The sequence below is a fragment of the Enterobacter sp. HG048 genome, assembly GCF_024702055.1.
GTDB lineage: Bacteria > Pseudomonadota > Gammaproteobacteria > Enterobacterales > Enterobacteriaceae > Enterobacter > Enterobacter dykesii.
Window position 1 is genome coordinate 137904 of sequence record NZ_JANLIZ010000001.1, and the last position, 22588, is coordinate 160491.

23 protein-coding genes and 1 riboswitch are annotated in these 22588 nt (G+C 59.0%); of the genes, 15 read left to right on the forward strand and 8 right to left on the reverse strand.

The features are described 5' to 3' along the window. Positions 1-11 precede the first annotated feature (11 nt). The 3 genes from NUX24_RS00720 to hutH all read left to right on the forward strand — a co-directional run bounded on the left by NUX24_RS00720 (position 12) and on the right by hutH (position 4079). Entirely contained in the window at positions 12-746 is a 735-nt protein-coding gene (locus tag NUX24_RS00720; protein WP_257829260.1) for a histidine utilization repressor, read from the forward strand. Positions 747-873: 127 nt separating this feature from the next. Further along, on the forward strand, positions 874-2559 hold the full coding sequence (hutU, locus tag NUX24_RS00725) for a urocanate hydratase (protein WP_257829263.1): 1686 nt from the start codon (positions 874-876) through the stop codon (positions 2557-2559). Beyond that, the gene (hutH, locus tag NUX24_RS00730) at positions 2559-4079 is read left to right on the forward strand and encodes a histidine ammonia-lyase (RefSeq protein WP_257829267.1); all 1521 of its coding nucleotides are present in this window, start codon (positions 2559-2561) and stop codon (positions 4077-4079) included. The genes hutU and hutH overlap by 1 nt, the downstream gene beginning before the upstream one ends. 50 nt (positions 4080-4129) lie before the next feature. Here hutH and NUX24_RS00735 read toward each other — a convergent pair whose 3' ends face one another. Next, complete coding sequence (locus NUX24_RS00735) at positions 4130-4606, reverse strand: kinase inhibitor (protein ID WP_024908770.1); 477 nt, start codon at positions 4604-4606, stop codon at positions 4130-4132. 48 nt (positions 4607-4654) lie between these two features. Beyond that, positions 4655-5962 carry an adenosylmethionine--8-amino-7-oxononanoate transaminase gene (bioA, locus tag NUX24_RS00740; protein ID WP_257829271.1) on the reverse strand — a complete coding sequence of 436 codons (1308 nt, stop codon included), beginning with the start codon at positions 5960-5962 and terminating at the stop codon, positions 4655-4657. A gap of 68 nt (positions 5963-6030) precedes the next feature. Between bioA and bioB the strand changes: the two genes are divergently transcribed. From bioB to bioD, 4 genes are read left to right on the forward strand one after another with little or no spacing between them, the layout of a single operon-like run. After that, on the forward strand, positions 6031-7071 hold the full coding sequence (gene bioB / locus NUX24_RS00745) for a biotin synthase BioB (RefSeq protein ID WP_257829274.1): 1041 nt from the start codon (positions 6031-6033) through the stop codon (positions 7069-7071). Continuing rightward, a complete protein-coding gene (gene bioF, locus NUX24_RS00750) occupies positions 7068-8225 on the forward strand; it encodes an 8-amino-7-oxononanoate synthase (protein WP_257829277.1) in 1158 nt (385 codons plus the stop codon). The genes bioB and bioF overlap by 4 nt, the downstream gene beginning before the upstream one ends. Beyond that, positions 8209-8964, forward strand: coding sequence for a malonyl-ACP O-methyltransferase BioC (gene bioC / locus NUX24_RS00755; protein WP_214576249.1), 756 nt, complete (start codon positions 8209-8211; stop codon positions 8962-8964). The genes bioF and bioC overlap by 17 nt, the downstream gene beginning before the upstream one ends. Then, positions 8957-9658: a dethiobiotin synthase gene (gene bioD, locus NUX24_RS00760; protein ID WP_214576250.1), complete on the forward strand. Its 702-nt coding sequence runs from the start codon at positions 8957-8959 to the stop codon at positions 9656-9658. The genes bioC and bioD overlap by 8 nt, the downstream gene beginning before the upstream one ends. On the opposite strand, the gene NUX24_RS00765 is transcribed toward bioD, so the two are convergent. After that, on the reverse strand, positions 9621-10343 hold the full coding sequence (locus NUX24_RS00765; protein WP_047061409.1) for an ABC transporter ATP-binding protein: 723 nt from the start codon (positions 10341-10343) through the stop codon (positions 9621-9623). The two genes, bioD and NUX24_RS00765, sit on opposite strands and share 38 nt — an antisense overlap. Positions 10344-11094: 751 nt before the next feature. Here NUX24_RS00765 and uvrB point away from each other — a divergent pair. Further along, positions 11095-13110 carry an excinuclease ABC subunit UvrB gene (uvrB, locus tag NUX24_RS00770; protein WP_047650628.1) on the forward strand — a complete coding sequence of 672 codons (2016 nt, stop codon included), beginning with the start codon at positions 11095-11097 and terminating at the stop codon, positions 13108-13110. Positions 13111-13170: 60 nt separating this feature from the next. Here uvrB and yvcK read toward each other — a convergent pair whose 3' ends face one another. Beyond that, the gene (gene yvcK, locus NUX24_RS00775; RefSeq protein ID WP_023310851.1) at positions 13171-14079 is read right to left on the reverse strand and encodes a uridine diphosphate-N-acetylglucosamine-binding protein YvcK; all 909 of its coding nucleotides are present in this window, start codon (positions 14077-14079) and stop codon (positions 13171-13173) included. Between the two features lie 225 nt (positions 14080-14304). Next, positions 14305-14438, forward strand: a riboswitch (molybdenum cofactor riboswitch). Here yvcK and moaA point away from each other — a divergent pair. The 6 genes from moaA (at position 14426) to NUX24_RS00805 (ending at position 17905) form a co-directional block, all read left to right on the forward strand. Beyond that, entirely contained in the window at positions 14426-15415 is a 990-nt protein-coding gene (moaA, locus tag NUX24_RS00780; protein WP_047650630.1) for a GTP 3',8-cyclase MoaA, read from the forward strand. Its footprint overlaps the riboswitch before it by 13 nt. Before the next feature lie 24 nt (positions 15416-15439). Next, a complete protein-coding gene (moaB, locus tag NUX24_RS00785) occupies positions 15440-15952 on the forward strand; it encodes a molybdenum cofactor biosynthesis protein B (protein WP_024908761.1) in 513 nt (170 codons plus the stop codon). Between the two features lie 3 nt (positions 15953-15955). Further along, entirely contained in the window at positions 15956-16441 is a 486-nt protein-coding gene (moaC, locus tag NUX24_RS00790) for a cyclic pyranopterin monophosphate synthase MoaC (protein WP_008501142.1), read from the forward strand. Further along, positions 16434-16679 carry a molybdopterin synthase sulfur carrier subunit gene (gene moaD, locus NUX24_RS00795; RefSeq protein WP_257829290.1) on the forward strand — a complete coding sequence of 82 codons (246 nt, stop codon included), beginning with the start codon at positions 16434-16436 and terminating at the stop codon, positions 16677-16679. The genes moaC and moaD overlap by 8 nt, the downstream gene beginning before the upstream one ends. Position 16680: 1 nt before the next feature. Then, positions 16681-17133: a molybdopterin synthase catalytic subunit MoaE gene (gene moaE / locus NUX24_RS00800; RefSeq protein ID WP_219940720.1), complete on the forward strand. Its 453-nt coding sequence runs from the start codon at positions 16681-16683 to the stop codon at positions 17131-17133. A gap of 64 nt (positions 17134-17197) precedes the next feature. Next, positions 17198-17905 (forward strand): Bax inhibitor-1/YccA family protein, encoded by a 708-nt coding sequence (locus NUX24_RS00805; protein WP_024908758.1) that lies wholly within the window; start codon positions 17198-17200, stop codon positions 17903-17905. Positions 17906-18010: 105 nt separating this feature from the next. Here NUX24_RS00805 and NUX24_RS00810 read toward each other — a convergent pair whose 3' ends face one another. The 3 genes from NUX24_RS00810 to NUX24_RS00820 are packed head-to-tail and all read right to left on the reverse strand — an operon-like array spanning position 18011 to position 20969. Then, a complete protein-coding gene (locus NUX24_RS00810) occupies positions 18011-18973 on the reverse strand; it encodes a YbhN family protein (protein ID WP_023310857.1) in 963 nt (320 codons plus the stop codon). Further along, a complete protein-coding gene (clsB, locus tag NUX24_RS00815) occupies positions 18973-20211 on the reverse strand; it encodes a cardiolipin synthase ClsB (protein ID WP_047650634.1) in 1239 nt (412 codons plus the stop codon). The genes NUX24_RS00810 and clsB overlap by 1 nt, the downstream gene beginning before the upstream one ends. Continuing rightward, positions 20208-20969: an endonuclease/exonuclease/phosphatase family protein gene (locus NUX24_RS00820; RefSeq protein WP_023334979.1), complete on the reverse strand. Its 762-nt coding sequence runs from the start codon at positions 20967-20969 to the stop codon at positions 20208-20210. The genes clsB and NUX24_RS00820 overlap by 4 nt, the downstream gene beginning before the upstream one ends. Positions 20970-21102: 133 nt before the next feature. Here NUX24_RS00820 and NUX24_RS00825 point away from each other — a divergent pair, with 133 nt between their 5' ends. Next, the gene (locus tag NUX24_RS00825) at positions 21103-21513 is read left to right on the forward strand and encodes a YbhQ family protein (RefSeq protein WP_014883088.1); all 411 of its coding nucleotides are present in this window, start codon (positions 21103-21105) and stop codon (positions 21511-21513) included. On the opposite strand, the gene NUX24_RS00830 is transcribed toward NUX24_RS00825, so the two are convergent. Continuing rightward, positions 21475-22581: an ABC transporter permease gene (locus NUX24_RS00830; protein WP_257829298.1), complete on the reverse strand. Its 1107-nt coding sequence runs from the start codon at positions 22579-22581 to the stop codon at positions 21475-21477. The genes NUX24_RS00825 and NUX24_RS00830 overlap by 39 nt on opposite strands. Positions 22582-22588 lie beyond the last annotated feature (7 nt).

Sequence of the window (22588 nt, forward strand, 5' to 3'; positions counted from 1 at the left end):
AAGGAGTCACGATGTTTTCACGCTCACCTCTGCCGCAGTCGAGCCCTCCCGCGCCTTTCTACGAAAAGGTGAAGCAGGCAATTAGCGAAAAAATCGCCGCCGGCGTCTGGCGCCCGCACGACCGCATACCCTCGGAGGCCGAGCTGGTGGCGCAGTTTGGTTTTAGCCGGATGACCGTCAACCGGGCGCTGCGCGAGCTGACTGACGAAGGGCTTCTGGTGCGCCTGCAGGGCGTGGGGACGTTTGTGGCGGAACCGAAAGGACAGTCGGCGCTGTTTGAAATCCGCAGCATTGCGGACGAGATAGCCGCGCGTAATCATCAGCACCGCTGTGAGGTGCTGGTGCTCGAAGAGACCCAGGCCAGCGCCGAGCAGGCGGTAGAGCTTAACGTCAAGGAGGGAAGCCGAATCTTCCACTCCGTGATGGTGCATTTCGAAAACGACATTCCGGTGCAGATTGAAGATCGCTGCGTTAACGCTGAGCGGATACCGGACTATCTGAACCAGGATTACACCCAGACCACGCCGCACGCCTATCTCTCGCTCGTCGCACCGCTGACGGAAGGGGAGCACATTGTGGAGGCCGTGCGCGCCGCGCCGCAGGAGTGCGAGCGGCTGCGCATTAAAGAGCACGATCCGTGCCTGCTGATCCGCCGTCGAACCTGGTCCTCGTCGCACATTGTGTCGCATGCCCGGCTGCTTTTCCCGGGGAATCGCTACCGGCTGCAGGGCCACTTCATGTCATAAGTTTTATAAGCGTGATCGCTAACGCAATATAACAAAATTGTATCTTTTTTGTTAAATCCGGCCTTGTGTGTGCTTGTCTATACAAGTATATCTAAATGCATCATCTGTCCCCTATGAGGAGCACACAATGTCGTCAGGTAAATACCGCCAGCAGGACGTCCGCGCCGCGCGCGGCACCACGCTTACCGCCAAAAGCTGGCTCACCGAAGCCCCGCTGCGCATGTTGATGAACAACCTCGACCCTGAGGTGGCGGAAAACCCCCACGAGCTGGTGGTCTACGGCGGCATAGGCCGCGCCGCGCGCAACTGGGAATGCTATGACGCAATTGTAAAATCCCTGACCGAACTCGAACACGACGAAACCCTGCTGGTACAGTCCGGCAAGCCGGTTGGCGTGTTTAAAACGCACAAAAACGCCCCGCGCGTGCTGATCGCCAACTCTAACCTCGTGCCGCACTGGGCCACCTGGGAACACTTCAACGAATTGGACGCGAAAGGGCTGGCGATGTACGGCCAGATGACAGCGGGCAGCTGGATCTACATCGGCAGCCAGGGGATCGTGCAGGGCACCTACGAAACCTTCGTGGAAGCCGGTCGCCAGCATTATAACGGCTCGCTCAAAGGTCGCTGGGTATTGACCGCGGGTCTTGGCGGCATGGGCGGCGCGCAGCCGCTGGCCGCTACGCTTGCCGGCGCGTGCTCGCTCAACATCGAGTGCCAGCAGAGCCGCATTGATTTCCGTCTGCGCACCCGCTACGTCGATGAGCAGGCAACCGATCTGGACGATGCGCTGGCGCGCATCAAAAAATACACTTCCGAAGGCAAAGCCGTGTCGATTGCCCTGTGCGGCAACGCGGCGGACATTCTCCCGCAGCTCGTTGCCCGCGGCGTGCGTCCGGATCTGGTCACCGACCAGACCAGCGCCCATGACCCGCTGCACGGCTATCTGCCAAAAGGCTGGACGTGGGAAGAATATCAGCAAAAAGCGGAAACCGACCCGGAAGGCACGGTGCTTGCCGCGAAACGCTCCATGGCTGAGCACGTCTCCGCCATGCTGGCCTTCAGCCAGATGGGCATTCCGACCTTTGACTACGGCAACAACATCCGCCAGATGGCGAAAGAGATGGGCGTGAATAAGGCGTTCGACTTCCCGGGCTTCGTTCCTGCCTATATTCGCCCGCTGTTCTGCCGCGGTATCGGCCCGTTCCGCTGGGTTGCCCTGTCCGGCGACCCGGAGGATATCTACAAAACCGACGCCAAAGTGAAGGAGATCGTCGCCGATGACGAGCATCTTCACCACTGGCTGGACATGGCCCGCGAGCGCATCAACTTCCAGGGCCTGCCGGCGCGTATCTGCTGGGTAGGGCTGGAGTGGCGTCAAAAACTCGGCCTCGCCTTCAACGAAATGGTGCGCAGCGGTGAAGTCTCCGCGCCGATCGTCATCGGCCGCGATCACCTGGACTCCGGCTCCGTCGCCAGCCCGAACCGCGAAACCGAAGCCATGCGCGACGGCTCGGATGCGGTCTCCGACTGGCCGCTGCTGAACGCTCTGTTGAATACCGCCAGCGGCGCGACCTGGGTGTCGCTGCACCACGGCGGCGGCGTGGGGATGGGCTTCTCCCAGCATTCCGGGATGGTCATCGTCTGCGACGGAACCGATGAAGCCGCCGCGCGTATCGCTCGCGTGCTGCACAACGACCCGGCCACCGGCGTGATGCGTCACGCGGATGCGGGTTACGAAATTGCCATTGACTGTGCCAAAGAGCAGGGCCTTAACCTGCCGATGATCCCTGCCACACAAGGAAAGCATTGATGAACGCATTAACACTCACTCCCGGCTCTCTGACGCTCAAGCAGCTGCGTAACGTCTGGCGCAAGCCGGTCACCCTGTCGCTGGATGAAAGCGCCCACGCCGCCATTAACGACAGCGTCGCCTGCGTCGAAGCCATCGTTGCCGAAGGGCGCACCGCCTACGGGATTAACACCGGCTTTGGCCTGCTGGCGCAGACCCGCATCGCCACACACGATCTGGAAAACCTGCAGCGTTCGCTGGTGCTGTCACATGCGGCGGGCGTGGGTCAGCCGCTGGAGGATGAGATTGTCCGTCTAATGATGGTTCTCAAAATCAACAGCCTGGCCCGCGGCTTCTCCGGCATTCGCCTGAGCGTGATTCAGGCGCTGATGGCGCTGGTCAATGCGGAAGTCTATCCGTGGATCCCGGCGAAAGGTTCCGTCGGCGCATCCGGCGATCTTGCGCCGCTGGCGCACATGTCGCTGCTGCTGCTGGGCGAAGGCAAAGCGCGCTGGCAGGGCGAGTGGCTTCCTGCGAAAGAGGCGCTGAAAAAAGCCGGGTTAAACCCGATCACCCTGGCGGCGAAAGAGGGGCTGGCGCTGCTGAACGGTACGCAGGCATCGACGGCCTTCGCGCTGCGCGGCCTGTTTGAAGCGGAAGATCTGTTTGCCTCGGCGGTGGTGTGCGGTGCCCTGACCACCGAAGCCGTGCTGGGCTCGCGTCGCCCGTTCGATGCCCGCATCCACGAGGTGCGCGGTCAGCGCGGGCAGATTGATGCCGCCGCGATGTACCGTCACGTGCTTACCGACACCAGCGAGATTGCCGATTCACACCACAACTGCGAGAAGGTGCAGGATCCGTATTCCCTGCGCTGCCAGCCGCAGGTGATGGGCGCGTGCCTGACGCAGCTGCGCCAGGCGGCAGAAGTGCTGCTGGTCGAAGCCAACGCGGTGTCCGACAACCCGCTGGTGTTCGCCCAGGAAAACGAGGTGGTCTCAGGCGGTAACTTCCACGCCGAGCCGGTGGCAATGGCTGCGGATAATATCGCCCTGGCGATTGCCGAAGTCGGCGCCTTGTCCGAGCGCCGCATCGCGCTGATGATGGATAAACATATGTCCCAGCTGCCGCCGTTCCTGGTGCGTAACGGCGGGGTGAATTCGGGCTTTATGATTGCCCAGGTGACCGCGGCGGCGCTGGCGAGCGAGAACAAAGCCCTGTCGCATCCGCACAGCGTGGACAGCCTGCCTACCTCGGCGAATCAGGAAGATCACGTTTCGATGGCGCCGGCTGCCGGGCGTCGTCTCTGGGAAATGGCCTCCAATACCCGCGGCGTGCTGGCGGTGGAATGGCTGGCGGCAAGTCAGGGTATCGATCTGCGTGAAGGACTAAAATCGAGCCCGCTGCTGGAGCAGGCGCGTCATGCGCTGCGCGAGCACGTATCGCACTACGATGATGACCGCTTCTTTGCGCCGGATATTGATAAGGCGATGCAGTTTCTGGAAGAGGGGCGGCTGGTGGGGTTGTTGCCGCCGGTGCTGTGATTTTTTTGCCCTAACCCTCTCCCTGTGGGAGAGGGCATTAGCCCGCACTATTATGAATACATCGCCGTAATCGACGCGCTCCCCAGCGTATGGAAATGCACGTTAAACCCTACCATCGCGCCGCTCGCGCCTTCATCGACCTCAATCTTCTCCACATCCAGCGCGTGCACCGTGAAGATATAGCGGTGGGTTTCCCCTTTTGGCGGCGCCGCGCCGCCGTAGCCCGCTTTACCAAAATCGGTGCGCGTCTGAATGGCGCCTTCAGGCAGAGCAACCAGATCTGAACCGGAGCCCTGCGGCAGGACGCGCGTGTCGGCAGGCAGGTTCGCCACAATCCAGTGCCACCAGCCGGAGCCGGTAGGCGCATCCGGGTCGTAGCAGGTCACGACAAAGCTTTTGGTTCCGGCCGGAACCTCGTCCCACGCCAGGTGCGGGGAGATATTGTCTCCCTGATACCCCATGCCGTTGAATACGTGGCGTTCCGGCAGTTTTTCACCGTCGCGCAGATCTTTACTGATGATTTTCATACGGTTTACCCTCGTTGATCGCTCGTTCAGCAAGTGTAATGCATAGGGTTACATCGTGAAATGCGCGGGAATGTTAACGGCTGTTACAACCGCGTCGGTTAATTTACGCAGCTGCTCCGGCGTAATGCTGTACGGCGGCATCAGGTAGATAAGCTTGCCGAAAGGCCGCACCCAGACGCCCTGCTCAACGAAGAAGCGTTGCAGCGCCGCCATATTCACCGGATGGGTGGTTTCAACCACGCCGATGGCGCCCAGCACGCGCACGTCTGCCACGAAATTCGCGCCCGAGGCGGCGCTCAGTTCATCTTTCAGCTGCGCCTCAATCGCCGCAACCTGCGTCTGCCACTCGCCGCTCTCCAGAATGGCGAGGCTTTCGCTTGCGACGGCGCAGGCGAGAGGATTACCCATAAAAGTCGGGCCGTGCATAAAGCAGCCCGCCTCACCGTCGCTGATGGTGTCGGCCACCAGGCGGGTCGTGAGCGTGGCGGAAAGCGTCATGGTGCCGCCGGTCAGCGCTTTACCCAGACACAGAATATCCGGCGCAATGCCCGCATGCTCGCAGGCAAACAGCTTGCCGGTGCGGCCAAAGCCGGTGGCGATCTCATCGGCAATCAGCAGAATGCCCTCGCGGTCGCACATCTTGCGAATACGCCTCAGCCATTCCGGATGGTACATCCGCATTCCGCCAGCGCCCTGCACAATCGGCTCCAGGATCACGGCGGCGATTTCATGGCGGTGCGCCGCCATCAGCCGGGCGAAACCGACCATGTCCATCTCGTTCCACTCGCCGTCGAAGCGGCTCTGCGGGGCCGGAGCGAACAGGTTTTCCGGCAGATAGCCCTTCCACAGGCTGTGCATGGAGTTGTCCGGATCGCACACCGACATCGCCCCGAAGGTATCCCCGTGATAGCCGTTGCGGAAGGTGAGGAACCGCTGGCGCGTTTCGCCCTTCGCGTGCCAGTACTGCAGCGCCATTTTCATCGCCACTTCAACCGCCACGGAGCCGGAATCCGCCAGGAACACACACTCCAGCGAGTCAGGCGTCATCGCCACCAGACGGCGGCATAAATCCACCGCGGGCCGATGGGTGATTCCGCCAAACATCACGTGCGACATCTGGTCAATCTGGGCCTTCATCGCCGCATTCAGGCGCGGGTGGTTGTACCCGTGAATGGCCGCCCACCACGAAGACATCCCGTCAACGAGCCGTTCGCCGCTGGCGAGGTGCAGCTCGCAGCCGTGGGCGGAGGCCACCGGATAGACGGGAAGAGGGCGGGTGGTGGAGGTGTAAGGGTGCCAGATATGCTGCTTGTCGAAGGCGAGATCGTCCTGGGTCATAATCGACTTGTAAACCATTTTGAAAAGTTTTAGGTTTACGAGTATAAACCGAACCGAAAATTAACAAAACCCTTTGGAGAAGCCCCATGGCTCACCACGCACGCTGGACGATGTCGCAAGTCACTGAATTATTCAACAAACCTTTCCTTGAGCTGATGTTCGAAGCCCAACAGGTGCATCGTCAGCACTTCGATCCGCGCCACGTTCAGGTCAGCACGCTGCTGTCGATCAAAACCGGTGCCTGTCCTGAAGACTGCAAATATTGCCCGCAGAGCGCGCGCTACAAAACCGGCCTGGAATCCGAACGGCTGATGGAGGTGGAGCAGGTGCTCGACTCGGCGCGCAAGGCGAAAAACGCCGGTTCAACCCGCTTCTGCATGGGCGCGGCGTGGAAGAACCCGCACGATCGCGACATGCCGTATCTGGAGCGGATGGTGAAGGGCGTGAAGGAGATGGGCCTCGAAGCCTGTATGACGCTCGGCACGCTCAACGACGAGCAGGCGCAGCGCCTCTCCGCCGCGGGGCTGGACTACTACAACCACAACCTCGACACCTCGCCGGAGTTTTACGGCAACATCATCACCACGCGGACCTATCAGGAGCGTCTGGACACGCTGGATAAAGTGCGCGATGCGGGGATCAAGGTCTGCTCGGGCGGTATTGTCGGCTTAGGCGAAACGGTGAAAGACCGCGCGGGCCTGCTGCTACAGCTGGCAAACCTGCCGACCCCGCCGGAAAGCGTGCCGATCAACATGCTGGTGAAGGTTAAGGGAACGCCGCTGGCGGATAACGACGACGTGGATGCGTTTGATTTTATTCGCACCATCGCCGTGGCGCGCATCATGATGCCAACCTCTTTCGTGCGCCTCTCTGCGGGCCGCGAGCAGATGAACGAGCAGACCCAGGCGATGTGCTTTATGGCCGGAGCCAACTCCATCTTCTACGGCTGCAAGCTGCTGACCACGCCGAACCCGGAAGAGGACAAAGACGTTCAGCTGTTCCGCAAGCTGGGGCTTAACCCGCATCAGACCGAAGTGCTGACGGGCGATAACGAGCAACAGCAGCAGCTGGAGCAGCAGATTTTCAACGCCGACACCGACAAGTTCTACAACGCGGCTGCCGTATGACCTGGCAGGCACGCATTAATACCGCGCTGGACGAACGCCGGGCGGCAGAGGCGTTTCGCGTTCGCAGGGTGGTGGAAAACGGCGCGGGCCGTTTTCTTATCCGCGAGGGGCGGCAGTTTTGTAATTTCTCCAGCAACGACTATCTCGGGCTGAGCCAGCATCCGGCCATTATCCGCGCCTGGCAGCAGGGGGCGGAGCGGTTTGGCGTGGGCAGCGGCGGCTCGGGACACGTCAGCGGATACACCACCGCGCATCAGGCGCTGGAAGAGGTGCTTGCCGACTGGCTCGGCTACCCGCGCGCGCTGCTGTTCATCTCCGGCTTTGCCGCCAATCAGGCGGTTATTACCGCCTTGATGGGAAAAGAGGACCGCATTGTCGCCGACCGCCTGAGCCACGCCTCCCTGCTGGAGGCGGCAAATTTAAGCCCGGCGCAGCTGCGCCGCTTTGCCCATAACGATGCGGGGCAGCTCGGCGCGCTGCTGGATAAACCCTGCGACGGACAGCAGCTGGCGGTCACGGAAGGGGTATTCAGCATGGACGGCGACAGCGCGCCGCTTGCCGCGCTGCACGAGGCCGCAAAACGGCAAAACGCCTGGCTGCTGGTCGACGATGCCCACGGCATTGGCGTAATGGGCGACGAAGGTCGCGGCAGCGCGCATCAGCAAAACGTAAAGCCGGAGCTGCTGATCGTCACCTTCGGTAAGGGCTTTGGCGTCAGCGGTGCCGCCGTGCTGTGCAGCGAATCCGTCGCCGACTATCTGCTGCAGTTTGCCCGGCACCTGATCTACAGCACCAGCATGCCCCCGGCGCAGGCCGTGGCGCTGTCTGCGTCGCTGGCGGTGATCCGCAGCGCGGAAGGGGATGAACGTCGCCAGCGGCTGGCGGAGCATATCTCTTGTTTCCGGAAGGGATTAGCGGCGCTGCCCTTCCACAGCCCCGATTCGCAGAGCGCTATCCAGCCGGTGATTGTCGGCGAAAACGGCCGCGCGCTGGCGCTGGCACAGGCGCTGCGCGAGCGCGGCATGTGGGTTACAGCCATCCGACCGCCAACGGTCCCGCCGGGTACCGCGCGGCTGCGCTTAACCCTGACGGCGGCACATGAACGACAGGATATTGAGACGTTGCTGGAGGCGCTCCATGACGCCGGTGAATAAACAGGCCGTTGCGGCGGCATTTGGTCGGGCCGCGCAGAGCTATTCGCAGCACGATGAGCTGCAGCGTCTGAGCGCCCAGGGGCTTCTGGCCGCGCTTGGCGAGAACCGTTTTCCGCAGGTGCTGGACGCGGGCTGTGGTCCCGGCAGCAACAGCCGTTACTGGCGAGGGGCGGGAAGCCAGGTTACGGCTATTGACCTTTCAGAGCAGATGCTCGACGAGGCGCGTCAGCGGCAGGCAGCGGATCGCTATCTGCTGGCCGATATCGAGGCGATCCCGCTGGCGGATGCGCAGTTCGATCTGGTCTGGAGCCATCTGGCGGTTCAGTGGTGCAGCAGTCTGGCGCAGGCCCTGCGCGAGCTTTATCGCGTTGCGCGACCGGGCGGGAAGGTAGCCTTTACCACCCTGCTGGAAAGTTCGCTGCCGGAGCTGAATCAGGCGTGGAAAGCGGTGGATGAGCAGCCGCACGCTAACCGTTTTTTATCGCATGAGCAGGTGACGCAGGCGCTGGCAGGCTGGCGCTACCGCAGCGTGGTGCAGACCATCACGCTTAATTTTAGCGATGCGTTCAGCGCCATGCGTTCGCTGAAGGGCATCGGCGCCACGCACCTGCATACCGGACGCGAGAAAAAACCGCTCACCCGCGGACAACTGCAGCGTCTGGAGCTGGCCTGGCCTCAGCAGCGGGGTCACTTCCCGCTCTCTTATCAACTTTTTCATGGGATTATCGAACGTGACTGAACGTTATTTTGTCACCGGAACGGATACGGAAGTGGGCAAAACGGTGGCCAGCTCGGCGCTGCTGCAGGCGGCGCGAAAGCTTGGGAAAAACACCGCCGGGTATAAGCCCGTTGCTTCCGGCAGCGAGATGACGGCGGAAGGGCTACGCAATACCGACGCGCTGGCGCTCCAGCGTAACAGCACGCGTGAGCTTGCCTATTCCGCGGTGAATCCGTACACCTTTGCCGAGCCGACCTCGCCGCACATCATCAGCGCTGACGAAGGTCGTCCGATTGATTTCACCGTGCTGTCAGCCGGGTTACGGACGCTGGAAAGCCAGGCCGACTGGGTGCTGGTGGAAGGCGCAGGCGGCTGGTTTACGCCGCTTTCGGAGACGCAGACGTTTGCTGACTGGGTGCAGGCCGAGCAGCTTCCGGTCATTCTGATCGTCGGCGTCAGGCTGGGCTGCATCAATCACGCCATGTTGACCGCGCAGGCCGTACAGCAGGCCGGGCTGACGCTGGCGGGCTGGATAGCCAACGACGTGGTTGCGCCGGGGAAACGACACCAGGAGTATCTGGCGACGCTCAGGCGCGTACTTCCCGCCCCGTGCCTCGGGGAAATTCCCTGGCTTGCTGACGGCGCGGAAAATGCCGACACCGGGCGTTATCTCGATCTCAGCGTCTTGCTTCCCGCGACATCCAGTGCGCGATAAGCTCGTCATCCAGTTCGTTAACGTGGCCCTGCGCCACGTTACGTCCGCGATAGAGCATGCAGAAACGGTCCGCAACCCGGCGGATAAACGACAGCTGCTGCTCCGCTAATAGCACCGTCATACCTAACTCCCGGTTTAAGCGCACCAGCAGCTGCCCCAGCTTCTGGGCGAAGCTGTGTCCTGCGCCGTGCAGGGGCTCATCGAGGATCAGCAGGTGCGGACGGTTAACCAGCGCATTAGCCAGCGCCAGCTGATACTGATCGTCCGGAGAGAGCGTATTGGCGCGGGCCTGTCGCAATGCGTAGAGCGCCGGAAACAGGTCGTAAACGTCACTTTTCGCCTCCGGGTTGGGTTTCCCCATCGCCCGCATGGCGATATGCAGATTCTCCTCAATCGTTAACTGGGAGAAGATCCGCCTGTCCTGCGGGACATAGCCTATCCCCGGTCCTGAGCGCTGTTCTGGCGGCAGGTTAAGCAAATCGCGCGGCGGTGCGCCCGCCTCATGCCAGATGATGCTGCCGCTTTCAACGGGCACTCTCCCGGCTATGCAATTCATGAGGGTAGTTTTCCCCATCCCCGGCAGGCCAACGACGCCTGTACACATCCCTTGCGGAAAATCCAAATTCACGTTCCATAGCGTATGTTGGCTTCCGTAAAACTGATTCACAGCACGCAGACTCAACATCTTTCTCTCCTTAAAAATGTGTGTAGGTGAGGCTCGGGTTTGAATCTGCAAAACCCCTGCCAGAAACCGAAATGTGTTCAAAAAAATAGCTTTTTTAGGAATAAATCACCGGAAAGTGGTTTATTAAAAACCGGATTGCACATCGACGGTGCTGGCGGTGGTGAGTTGTGGTGCAGAAATCAAATGATGAAAATGTGAGCAAGATCTCGTCGATTGGTTATGAATGACGCAACTGTTAATCAGCAAAAAATAGCTATAAAAATTTTTTCCCGCCGTCTCGTGGGAAAATCCGGGAATTTGCCGAGCGCCAGTCTGCATGGGCTGGAAGCAGTTATCCACTATTCCTGTGGATAACCATGTGCATTAGAGTTAGAAAACACGCGATAAGCGAGAGAAGACGCGGCTTACGCCCAAATTGACGCGAAACGCGGCTTTAGAAAATATCGTTTATTATTTAATTGCTTAGATAAAAGCAATTCCCGTCATGAAAGTGTCACCCGTTGCCACAAAACTATCATTACCTGGCTTGACAAATGTTAAAAAAGAAAAAGTTCTGGGGATAACCTGACCTGACTGGTGTTTTATATTGTCTCAGTCTAAATTTTGGCCGTTATCCCACTCATCATTCAGGCGCTATGCTAAATATCATGACATGCCACTGGTTTTTCATCCAGTGTTTTTTACTGGCATTCCTGGCAACAACGAGTAAAATTACTCACCTGCCGCTTATAACGTCATCAGGTCGTCGCCCATGAGTAAACCGTTCAAATTGAATTCTGCTTTCCGTCCATCTGGCGATCAGCCTGAGGCGATCCGTCGTCTGGAAGAGGGGCTGGAAGACGGGCTGGCGCACCAGACGCTGCTGGGGGTAACCGGCTCGGGTAAAACCTTCACCATCGCCAACGTGATTGCGGATCTCCAGCGCCCAACGATGGTGCTGGCACCCAACAAAACCCTGGCCGCACAGCTTTACGGCGAGATGAAAGAGTTCTTCCCGGAAAATGCGGTGGAGTATTTCGTTTCCTACTACGATTACTACCAGCCTGAAGCCTACGTGCCGAGCTCTGACACCTTCATCGAGAAAGATGCCTCGGTGAACGAACATATCGAGCAGATGCGTCTGTCGGCCACGAAGGCGCTTCTGGAGCGTCGCGATGTGGTCGTCGTCGCGTCGGTTTCCGCGATCTACGGTCTGGGCGATCCGGATCTCTATCTCAAGATGATGCTGCACCTGACGCAGGGGATGATTATTGACCAGCGGGCGATTTTGCGTCGTCTGGCGGAGCTGCAGTACACCCGCAACGATCAGGCCTTCCAGCGCGGCACCTTCCGCGTGCGCGGAGAAGTGATCGACATCTTCCCGGCGGAATCGGACGATATGGCGCTGCGCGTCGAGCTGTTTGACGAAGAGGTTGAACGCCTGTCGCTCTTCGACCCGCTGACCGGACACGTTGAGTCGGTGATCCAGCGCTTCACCATCTACCCGAAAACGCACTACGTGACGCCTCGGGAGCGAATCGTGCAGGCGATGGAAGAGATCAAAGTGGAGCTGGCCGAGCGCCGTAAGGTGCTGCTGGCCAACAATAAGCTGCTGGAAGAGCAGCGCCTCAGCCAGCGCACCCAGTTCGACCTTGAGATGATGAACGAGCTGGGCTACTGCTCCGGCATTGAAAACTACTCGCGCTTCCTCTCCGGGCGCGGGCCGGGCGAGCCGCCGCCGACGCTGTTTGATTACCTGCCGGCAGACGGTTTGCTGGTGATCGACGAATCCCACGTCACGATCCCGCAGATCGGCGGGATGTACCGCGGTGACCGGGCGCGAAAAGAGACGCTGGTGGAATACGGTTTCCGCCTGCCGTCAGCGCTGGATAACCGTCCGATGAAGTTTGAAGAGTTTGAGGCATTGGCGCCGCAAACCATTTACGTCTCGGCCACGCCGGGCAACTACGAGCTGGAGAAATCCGGTGAAGACGTTGTCGATCAGGTTGTACGTCCGACCGGATTGCTGGACCCGATTATCGAGGTGCGTCCGGTGGCGACGCAGGTGGACGACCTGCTCTCAGAGATCCGCGCCCGTTCCGCCATCAACGAGCGCGTGCTGGTGACCACGCTCACCAAGCGTATGGCGGAAGACCTCACCGAGTATCTCGAAGAGCACGGCGAGAAGGTGCGCTATCTGCACTCGGATATCGACACCGTGGAGCGCATGGAGATTATCCGCGACCTGCGTCTGGGCGAGTTTGACGTGCTGGTGGGGATCAACCTGTTGCGAGAAGGTCTGGACATGCCGGAAGTCTCGCTGGTGGCGATTCTGGATGCGGACAAAGAGGGCTTCCTGCGTTCTGAACGCTCCCTGATCCAGACCATCGGCCGCGCCGCGCGTAACGTCAACGGTAAAGCGATTCTGTACGGTGACAAAATTACCCCGTCGATGGCGAAAGCGATTGGCGAAACGGAGCGCCGCCGCGAGAAACAGCAGCGCTACAACGAAGAGCACGGCATTACCCCGCAGGGGCTGAACAAGAAGGTCGTGGATATTCTGGCTCTGGGTCAGAACATTGCCAAAACCAAAGCGAAAGGTCGCGGCAAGGCGCGTTCAGTGGTGGAAGAGGATACCGTCGTGCTGACGCCGAAAGCGCTGCAGCAGAAAATCCACGAGCTGGAAGGGCAGATGATGCAGCACGCGCAGAACCTGGAGTTCGAAGAGGCGGCGCAGATCCGCGACCAGCTTCATCAGCTGCGGGATCTTTTCATCGCGGCATCGTGAGTAAAGCGTTGTTTTCTCCCTCTCCCTGTGGGAGAGGGCATCAGGCCGCACAAAACGAACCTAACCCAGCGCCTGAATCGCCTTCTCCAGCGCCTCGCGCAGCAGGTGACGGTCATGGCGATATTTGATATCACTCGCTTCCAGTGGCTCCTGCACCACCACGCGGTCGCCAATACCCGACACATCCACCTTCGGCCCGACCACGACGCCGTCGATAATTTTTTTACCGACGTACTGCTCCATTAATTCAAGTTTGTCTGCCAGCGACAGGCTCGCTGCCGCCGGGCTCAGCTCACGTCCCAAGTTACCGATGTAAACCATTGGGGCAGGAGTGCGGCGCAGCGCCTGCGCCAGCTCTTTCACCAGCAGAATCGGCATCAGGCTGGTGTAAAAACTGCCCGGACCGATCAGGATAAGATCCGCTTCCCCAATGGCCTCCACCGCTTCTCGCGTGGCGGGCACGCTCGGATAGGTCATTAACTCCGTGGGCGGCAGGATGAGCTGGTCAATATTCACTTCGCCGTAAACTTCATGCCCTTCGGCATCGATTGCCATCAGATCAACCGGTTGTTCAGACATGGGGATCAGGAATGCGTCCACTTTGAGCAGGTTACGGATTAAGTTAATGGCTTCCAGAGGCCGTACGCTCAGGTGATCCAATGCCTTTAACATCAGGTTTCCGAGGTTATGCCCTGAAAGTTCGCCATTGCCGCCAAAACGGTACTCAAACATCGCCGACGCGACGCTTGGCTCGGTAATTAACTGGTTCAGACAGTTGCGCATGTCTCCCCAGGCAATGCCGCCTTCGGCACGACGAATGCGCCCGGTTGAGCCGCCGTTATCGGTGGTGGTCACTATCCCTGTCAGCCTTGAGCCGAGTGACGATAAAGAGGACATAACCCGGCCTAAGCCGTGTCCTCCGCCAAGAGCGACCACTCGGTCAAGATCCGCAAAAGTGCGATTGCGCATACGTATTCCTTATCACGTTCGATCGCGTAACAGTAACCTAACTACCCCTAAAAGACGATGCCTCACCCGATGCAAAATGACGTATATCAATGTGAAAATGCGGATTTTAGGTATTCTGTAGCGAAAATGCAGGATCGATTCGCTATATAGATAATTATATAGCGTGAAGCGATAATGGCGTCGTCAGAATTTCCGCGCTACTATCGCCCTAACCACGTTTTCAAAATTGAAAACATACACTCTAGCCCTTGTGCCTGTGTCGAAAGATATGGCGCTCTGGCCGTGGCGAATTTGCCACCAGGGTACAGAAAGAAATGACTGTGCCTCCCGATCTGGAAAGGTGTACATGGCTTCACAACTTACTGATGCTTTCGCGCGTAAGTTTTATTACTTACGTCTGTCGATTACCGATGTGTGCAACTTCCGTTGCACCTACTGCCTGCCCGATGGCTACAAACCGGGCAGCGTCACCAATAACGGCTTTCTCTCCGTGGATGAAGTGCGCCGCGTCACGCGCGCCTTCTCTGAGCTCGGCACCGAAAAAGTGCGTCTGACCGGCGGCGAACCCTCCCTGCGCCGCGATTTCCCCGACATCATTGCCGCCGTGCGTGAAAACGAACGTATCCGCCAGATTGCGGTGACCACCAACGGTTACCGCATGGCGCGTGACGTGGCGAACTGGCGCGATGCGGGGCTGACGGCGATCAACGTCAGCGTCGATAGCCTGGACGCCCGTCAGTTCCACGCCATTACCGGCCAGGATAAATTTCAGCAGGTCATGGACGGCATCGACGCGGCGTTCACGGCGGGCTTCGAAAAAGTCAAAGTCAACACGGTACTGATGCGTGATGTGAACCATCATCAGCTCGATACATTCCTGGCGTGGATCCAGTCCCGCCCCATTCAGCTGCGTTTCATTGAGCTGATGGAAACCGGCGAGGGCAGCGAACTGTTCCGTCGCCATCACATCTCCGGCATGGTGCTGCGCGACGAGCTGCTGAAACGCGGCTGGATCCACCAAATCCGCCAGCGCAGCGACGGCCCGGCGCAGGTCTTCTGTCACCCGGATTATGAGGGTGAGATTGGGCTTATCATGCCCTATGAGAAAGACTTCTGCGCCAGCTGCAACCGCCTGCGCGTCTCCTCCGTTGGCAAGCTCCATCTTTGCCTGTTCGGCGACGGCGGCGTGGATCTTCGCGATCTGCTGGAAGACGATGCGCAGCAGGACGCGCTTGAAGCGCGCATTTCTGACGCGCTGACGCATAAAAAACAGACCCACTTCCTGCATCAGGGCAATACCGGCATTACTCAGAACCTGTCCTACATCGGCGGGTAATCAGGCTTAAGAAGGAATCAGAAGATGAGTCAGGTAAGCGCAGAATTTATCCCGACACGCATTGCTATCCTTACCGTTTCCGACCGCCGGGGCGAAGAGGATGATACCTCTGGCCACTGGCTGCGCGAGGCGGCCCATGACGCGGGGCATCACATCGTCGATAAAGCGATCGTGAAGGAGAACCGCTACGCCATTCGCGCTCAGGTTTCGCAGTGGATTGCCAGCGATGAGGTGCAGGTGGTGCTAATCACCGGCGGCACTGGTTTTACCGCGGGCGATCAGGCCCCTGAAGCGCTGATCCCGCTGTTCGACCGCGAGGTAGAAGGCTTCGGCGAAGTGTTCCGCATGCTCTCCTTTGAAGAGATTGGTACCTCCACGCTCCAGTCGCGCGCCGTTGCCGGGGTGGCTAACAAAACCCTGATTTTCGCTATGCCGGGCTCGACCAAAGCCTGCCGCACCGCGTGGGAAAACATCATTGCCCCGCAGCTGGACGCCCGTACCCGTCCGTGTAATTTCCATCCCCATTTAAAGAAATAAGCTATGTCACAACTGACCCACATCAACGCCGCCGGCGAAGCGCATATGGTGGACGTCTCCGCCAAAGCGGAAACGGTGCGCGAGGCGCGCGCGGAAGCGTTCGTCACCATGCTGCCGGAGACGCTGGCGATGATTATCGACGGCAGCCACCACAAGGGCGACGTCTTTGCCACCGCCCGCATCGCCGGTATTCAGGCCGCCAAGCGGACCTGGGATCTCATTCCGCTGTGCCATCCGCTGATGCTGAGCAAGGTGGAGGTGAACCTGCAGGCGCAGCCGGAACACAATCGGGTGCGGATTGAATCGCTGTGCCGCTTAACCGGCAAAACCGGCGTGGAGATGGAGGCGCTGACGGCGGCCTCCGTGGCGGCGCTGACCATCTACGACATGTGCAAAGCGGTGCAGAAAGATATGGTGATTGGCCCGGTGCGCCTGCTGGCAAAAAGCGGCGGCAAATCCGGTGATTTTAAGGTGGACAGCCATGATTAAGGTGCTCTTTTTTGCCCAGGTGCGCGAGCTGGCGAATACCGATAGCCTGACGCTGGACGCGTCTTTCGAAAACGTCGCCGCACTGCGCGCGCATCTCGCGGCACAAAGCGACCGCTGGGCGCTGGCGCTCGACGAAGGCAAGCTGCTGGCTGCCGTTAACCAGACGCTGGTGGAATTCACCCATCCGCTGAACGAAGGGGATGAAGTGGCCTTCTTCCCGCCGGTTACGGGGGGCTAAGATGGCTGAAACCCGAATTCTGGTGAGCCCCGAGCGTTTTAACGTAGGGACCGAATACAGCTGGCTGGCGGAACGTGATGAAGACGGCGCGGTCGTGACCTTCACCGGCAAGGTACGCAACCACAACCTCGGCGACAGCGTGAAGGCACTGACGCTGGAGCACTATCCGGGGATGACCGAGAAATCGCTGGCGGAGATTGTCGACGAGGCGCGGAGCCGCTGGCCGCTTGGCCGCGTCACGGTGATTCACCGCATCGGCGAGATGTGGCCCGGCGAGGAGATTGTCTTCGTCGGGGTGACCAGCGCGCACCGCAGCAGCGCGTTTGCGGCAGGGGAGTTCATTATGGATTACCTCAAAACCAAAGCGCCGTTCTGGAAGCGCGAAGCCACGCCGGAAGGTGACCGCTGGGTGGAATCTCGCGACAGCGATAAACAAGCCGCCAGCCGTTGGTAGTCGGTTTACGTGGATGTGTTAATCTTAACGTGTGTGTCTACTTAATCTTAATCAGGAGTGAATCATGGACCGATTTCCGCGTTCCGATTCAATAGTACAGCAGACCCGTAGCGGCCTGCAGACGTATATGGCTCAGGTGTACGGCTGGATGACGGTTGGCCTGCTGCTTACCGCGTTTATCGCGTGGTATGCGGCGAACACGCCTGAACTGATGATGTTTATCTTTTCGAGCAAAATCACCTTCTTTGGGCTGATTATTGCGCAGCTGGCGCTGGTGTTTGTGCTGTCCGGTCTGGTGCAAAAGCTGAGTGCCGGAATGGCGACCACGCTGTTTATGCTCTATTCGGCGCTAACCGGGCTGACGCTTTCCAGCATTTTCATCGTTTACACCTACTCCTCCATCGCCAGCACCTTCGTGGTGACCGGCGGGATGTTCGGTGCGATGAGTCTCTACGGTTATACCACCAAACGCGATCTGAGCGGCTTCGGCAGCATGCTTTTTATGGGGCTGATTGGGATTGTGCTGGCGTCGCTGGTGAACCTGTGGCTGAAGAGCGAAGCGCTGATGTGGGCCGTGACCTACATCGGGGTGGTGATCTTCGTTGGGTTGACGGCGTATGACACCCAGAAGCTGAAAAACATCGGCGAGCAGATCGACGTACGCGACAGTTCAAACCTGCGCAAATACGCGATTCTGGGCGCGCTGACGCTGTATCTGGACTTCATCAACCTGTTCCTGATGCTGCTGCGGATTTTCGGCAACCGTCGTTAAGGTTGTTTTGCCGGGTGGCGGTGCGGTCTGGTGCCCTCACCCTGACCCTCTCCCACGGGAGAGGGAACAAACACCAAAAACGGCAACAAGGTTGCCGTTTTGCTTTTATTTCGCCAACGCCTTCTCGTTCTTCGCTCTCAGCTTTTTCGCTCGACTCTCCAGCACCAGATAACAGACCGTTGCCAGCGCCAGCGGCAGGAAGTAATACAGCATCCTGTACGCCAGCAGGGCCGCGATAATCGTTCCCTGAGAGACATGCTCCCCGGCCAGCAGGGCGATAAATACCGCCTCCAGCACGCCGATCCCCGCCGGAATATGCACAATCACGCCCGCAATACTGCTCACCAGCAGCACGCCCAGCACGAAGAAGTAGTTCACGTCCTCGCCAATCAGCAGCCAGATAATGGCCCCCATCGCCATCCAGTTGGCGCTGGAGACCGCCATCTGCAGCACTGCAAACTTCCATGAGGGCAATACCAGCTTTTGCCCTTTGATGGTCATATGGCGGCGTTTAGCAAAGGCGCAGGCCCATAGATACACGGCGATGATGAGCAGCAGCACGATGCCCAGAATGCGCAGCGTGGCCTCATCGATATACCAGTGCGCGGGTAGCTGCACCACGCCGATAGTGAAGATCACGCCGCCGAGCAGAATATAGCCCAGCCAGTTGGTGGTGATGCTTAACGAGAAAATGCGCGTGATGGTCCCGCCCGGCAGGCCGAGCCGCGAATAAAGGCGATAGCGCATGCCAATGCCGCCGACCCAGGTGCTCAGCGTCAGGTTAAAGGCGTAGCAGATAAACGACACCAGCATTACCTGACGTTTGGCCAGCTTGTGGCCGCAGTATGCGCGGCCCAGCAGGTCATAGCAGCCGTACATCAGGTAGCTGACAATAACCAGCCCCACAGCGCCCAGCAGCACCATCCGGTTATAGTTGCGGATGACCTTCCACACCTCTTCCCAGTCTACTTTCTGCGCGTAGACCACCAGCAGAACCGCGACCGCAATAAAAAATAGCCAGGTGAGGATTTTTTTTGCCAGCCGCCAGCGCGGATGCGATTTCGACATCAGGGTTTGCCTCCATCTTCCGCTTCAACGCGGTCCTGGGTTTCCATTTCGGGTTGTACCGGCGGATCCACCTGCGCTAGCTTCGGCGTATGCGCCGGCAGCCAGCCGACCATCGCCGGGAAGTGGCGCAGGAAGTGGAACACCACCACGCCGATGCCAACGTTCCACCAGCTGCGTTTCGGCACCATGGATTCATCGACACGCACGCAGTCTTTGTCGATAAGCCCCTGAAGGTTATCGCGCAGGGTCTGATTAAACTGACGATCGTGGATGATCAGGTTCGCTTCCAGATTAAGCGATAAGCTCAGCGGATCGAGGTTACTGGAACCGACGGTTGCCCAGTGGTCATCCATTACAGCGACTTTGCCGTGCAGCGGACGGCGGCGATATTCATATATCTGCACGCCGCTTTTAACCAGATAGCGATAGAGTAAACGCGCGCCAACCTTCACAATCGGCATATCCGGCTCGCCCTGCACAATCAGCTTCACGCGCACGCCGCGTCGGGCCGCATTGCGCATGGCGTGCAGCAGACGATAGCCCGGGAAAAAGTAGGCGTTAGCAATAATCACTTCGCGCTTCGCGTTGGCGAGCATCTTGAGATAATGACGTTCAATGTCGTCCCGGTGCTCGCCGTTATCCCGCCAGACGAAAAGGGCCTGCGCTTCGCCGGGCTTACGGTTCTCTTCCGGGCGATGGCGGCGTTTCCACCAGCGGCGAACGGCCTCTTTACCCGGCAGGTTCTCCAGCTCAAACAGCAGGATGTCCTGCACCACGGGGCCTTCAATACGGATCGCGTAATCCTGCTTTGCTTCCGGACCGTAGTCGGACATATGCTCAGCGGAGTAGTTAATGCCGCCGACAAACGCCACCGTCTCATCCACCACCACAATTTTGCGGTGCATCCGACGGAAAAGGTTGGTGCGCATACCGAACAGGCGAGGGCCGGGATCGTAGTAACGGAACACCACGCCTGCGGAGGTCAGTTCATTGACGAACGCATCGCTGAGGTCCGGCGAGCCATAGCCATCAAGCAATACTTCAATTTTGACGCCGCGCCGGGCAGCGCGCAGCAGCACACTGTGCAGCTGTTTGCCGACGTTATCTTCGAACCAGATAAAGGTTTCAAGGATCACCTTCTGCTGAGCGTTATCAATCGCCTTAAACACGGCCGGGTAGTACTCGTCCCCATTGACCAGCAGCGTGATCCGGTTGCCTTCCTGCCAGGAACATTTCATAGGTGGATCTCCGCGCTGAGCGGGGCGTGGTCGGAAAGATGTCGCCAGTTAAGGAGCGCCAGGGCGGTCGGGCTGCTGGCGTGGGCATTTTTCACGTAGATGCGGTCAAGCCGAAGCAGCGGGAAACGGACCGGGAAGGTGCGCGCAGGCCTGCCGTTGGCACGCGTAAAAATCTCCTCCAGCCCGGCATCTACCTTCAGCGGATGGTTTGCCCGCTGTCGCCAGTCGTTGAAGTCGCCCGCGACGACTACCGGTTCACCTTCGGGAAGCGCGTTGGCCCATTCGGCCAGCATTTTCAGCTGCGCCTGACGATGGGCTTCGCGAAGGCCCAGATGAACGCAGCCGACATGGACAGGTCGCTCGAGGTCGGGCGGCGTAATGCGGCAGTAAAGCAGGCCGCGTTTTTCGCTTTCCCCGACGGAAACGTCGCGGTTTTCGTAATGTTCAATGGGATAACGGGACAGCACCGCGTTTCCGTGATGCCCTTCCGGGTAGACCGCGTTGCGGCCGTAAGCGTAATCACTCCACATGGTGTCGGCCAGAAATTCATAGTGCGGCGTGTCGGGCCAGTTCTCAAAGTGGAGCGGATGCACTTCGTGTGCGCCCATCACCTCCTGCAGGCAGACAATATCCGCGCTGACGGTGCGTACCGCGTCGCGCAGCTCCGGTAAAATGAAGCGGCGATTAAATGCTGTGAAGCCCTTATGAATGTTTATCGTCAGCACCTTAAGCGAGAAATGCTGCATTTTTTGAGTCATAAGCTCCTTCCTGAGTGACTATCCCAATGAAAATAAAGTGTAGTCGGCGTCACAAAAAGATGCGGCGTTACGGAATTTTCCGTAAAGTGCGGTAGTCTGATTAAGCAGAGAAAAATCCTTCAGGAGAGAAGCCATGAAGTGGCAACAACGTGTTCGTGTCGCAACTGGCCTGAGTTGCTGGCAGATAATGTTGCATTTACTGGTCGTGGCCGTACTGGTGATGGGCTGGATGAGCGGCACGCTGGTGCGTGTTGGCCTGGGGCTATGCGTCCTTTATGGCGTCACCGTGCTGTCGATGCTGTTCTTACAGCGCCACCATGAAGCGCGCTGGCGCGAGGTGGGTGACGTGCTCGAAGAGCTCACCACCACCTGGTATTTTGGCGCGGCGATGATTGTGCTTTGGCTGCTGTCGCGCGTGCTGCAAAACAACCTGCTGCTGGCCCTGGCGGGTCTGGCTATCCTCGCAGGGCCTGCGGTGGTCTCGCTGCTGACCAAAGAGAAAAAGCTACGCAATGTTGCGTCTAAACATCGCGTACGCCACTGAGCCCGTCGTGGCCGCTATGACCAGTAGCGGCCACAAACTTCCCCAGACAATATCCAGACTCGCATCCTTCAGATAGATTTGCTTGGTGATGTCCGTAAAGTGCCGAATCGGGTTTACCCACGTCAGATCCTGTAGCCATACCGGCATGTTCTCGACGGGCGAAACATAACCCGAGAGCAAAATTGCGGGCATCATAAAGACGAAGACCCCAATAAACGCCTGCTGCTGCGTCGAGCAGAGCGCCGAGATCAGCAGTCCAAACCCCACCAGCGACAGCCCGTAAATCACCATCGTGAAGTAAAACAGCGCCAGCGAACCGGCGAACGGGATCTGATAGGCCCAAATCCCCACTCCCAGCACGATGGTGGCCTGGAACGTCGCGACGATCAGCGCCGGGACCGCTTTGCCGACGAAAATTTGCCAGGTGGCGAGCGGGGAGACCAGCAGCTGATCCAGCGTGCCCTGTTCACGCTCGCGGGCGACGGACAGGGAAGTCACGATCATCACCCCGATAGTGGTGATCATGGCGATCAGCGACGGCACCACGAACCATTTGTAGTCCAGATTCGGGTTGTACCAGTTACGCACCACCAGCTCGCTGTTGTTGGGCTTCGGTTTGCCCGCCATCAGCTCCTGCTGGTAATCCTTCACCACCTGCTGCAGGTAGTTGGCGGCTATCTGGGCGCTGTTGGAGTTACGCCCGTCGAGGATCAGCTGCATCGGCGCGGTCTGGAAGGTATCCAGATTGCGGGAGAAATCCGCCGGGAAGCGCACCAGCAGCAGCGCTTTTTGCGTGTCGATGGTGGGCTTAATTTCCTGCGGGCTTTTCAGCATCAGGATGTGGGTAAAGGCTTTCGCTCGGGCAAAGCGCTGCGTCAGCTCGACGGAATGTTTGCCGTTGTCTTCGTTGTATATGGCAATGGTGGCGTTGGTCACCTCAAGGGTGGCGGCAAACGGGAACAGTAACACCTGGATCAGCACCGGCAGCACCAGAATGGCGCGGGTTTGCGGCTCGCGCAGCAGGGATTGCAGCTCTTTGCGGATCAACGTCCATAATCGGTGAAACATGTTCGCT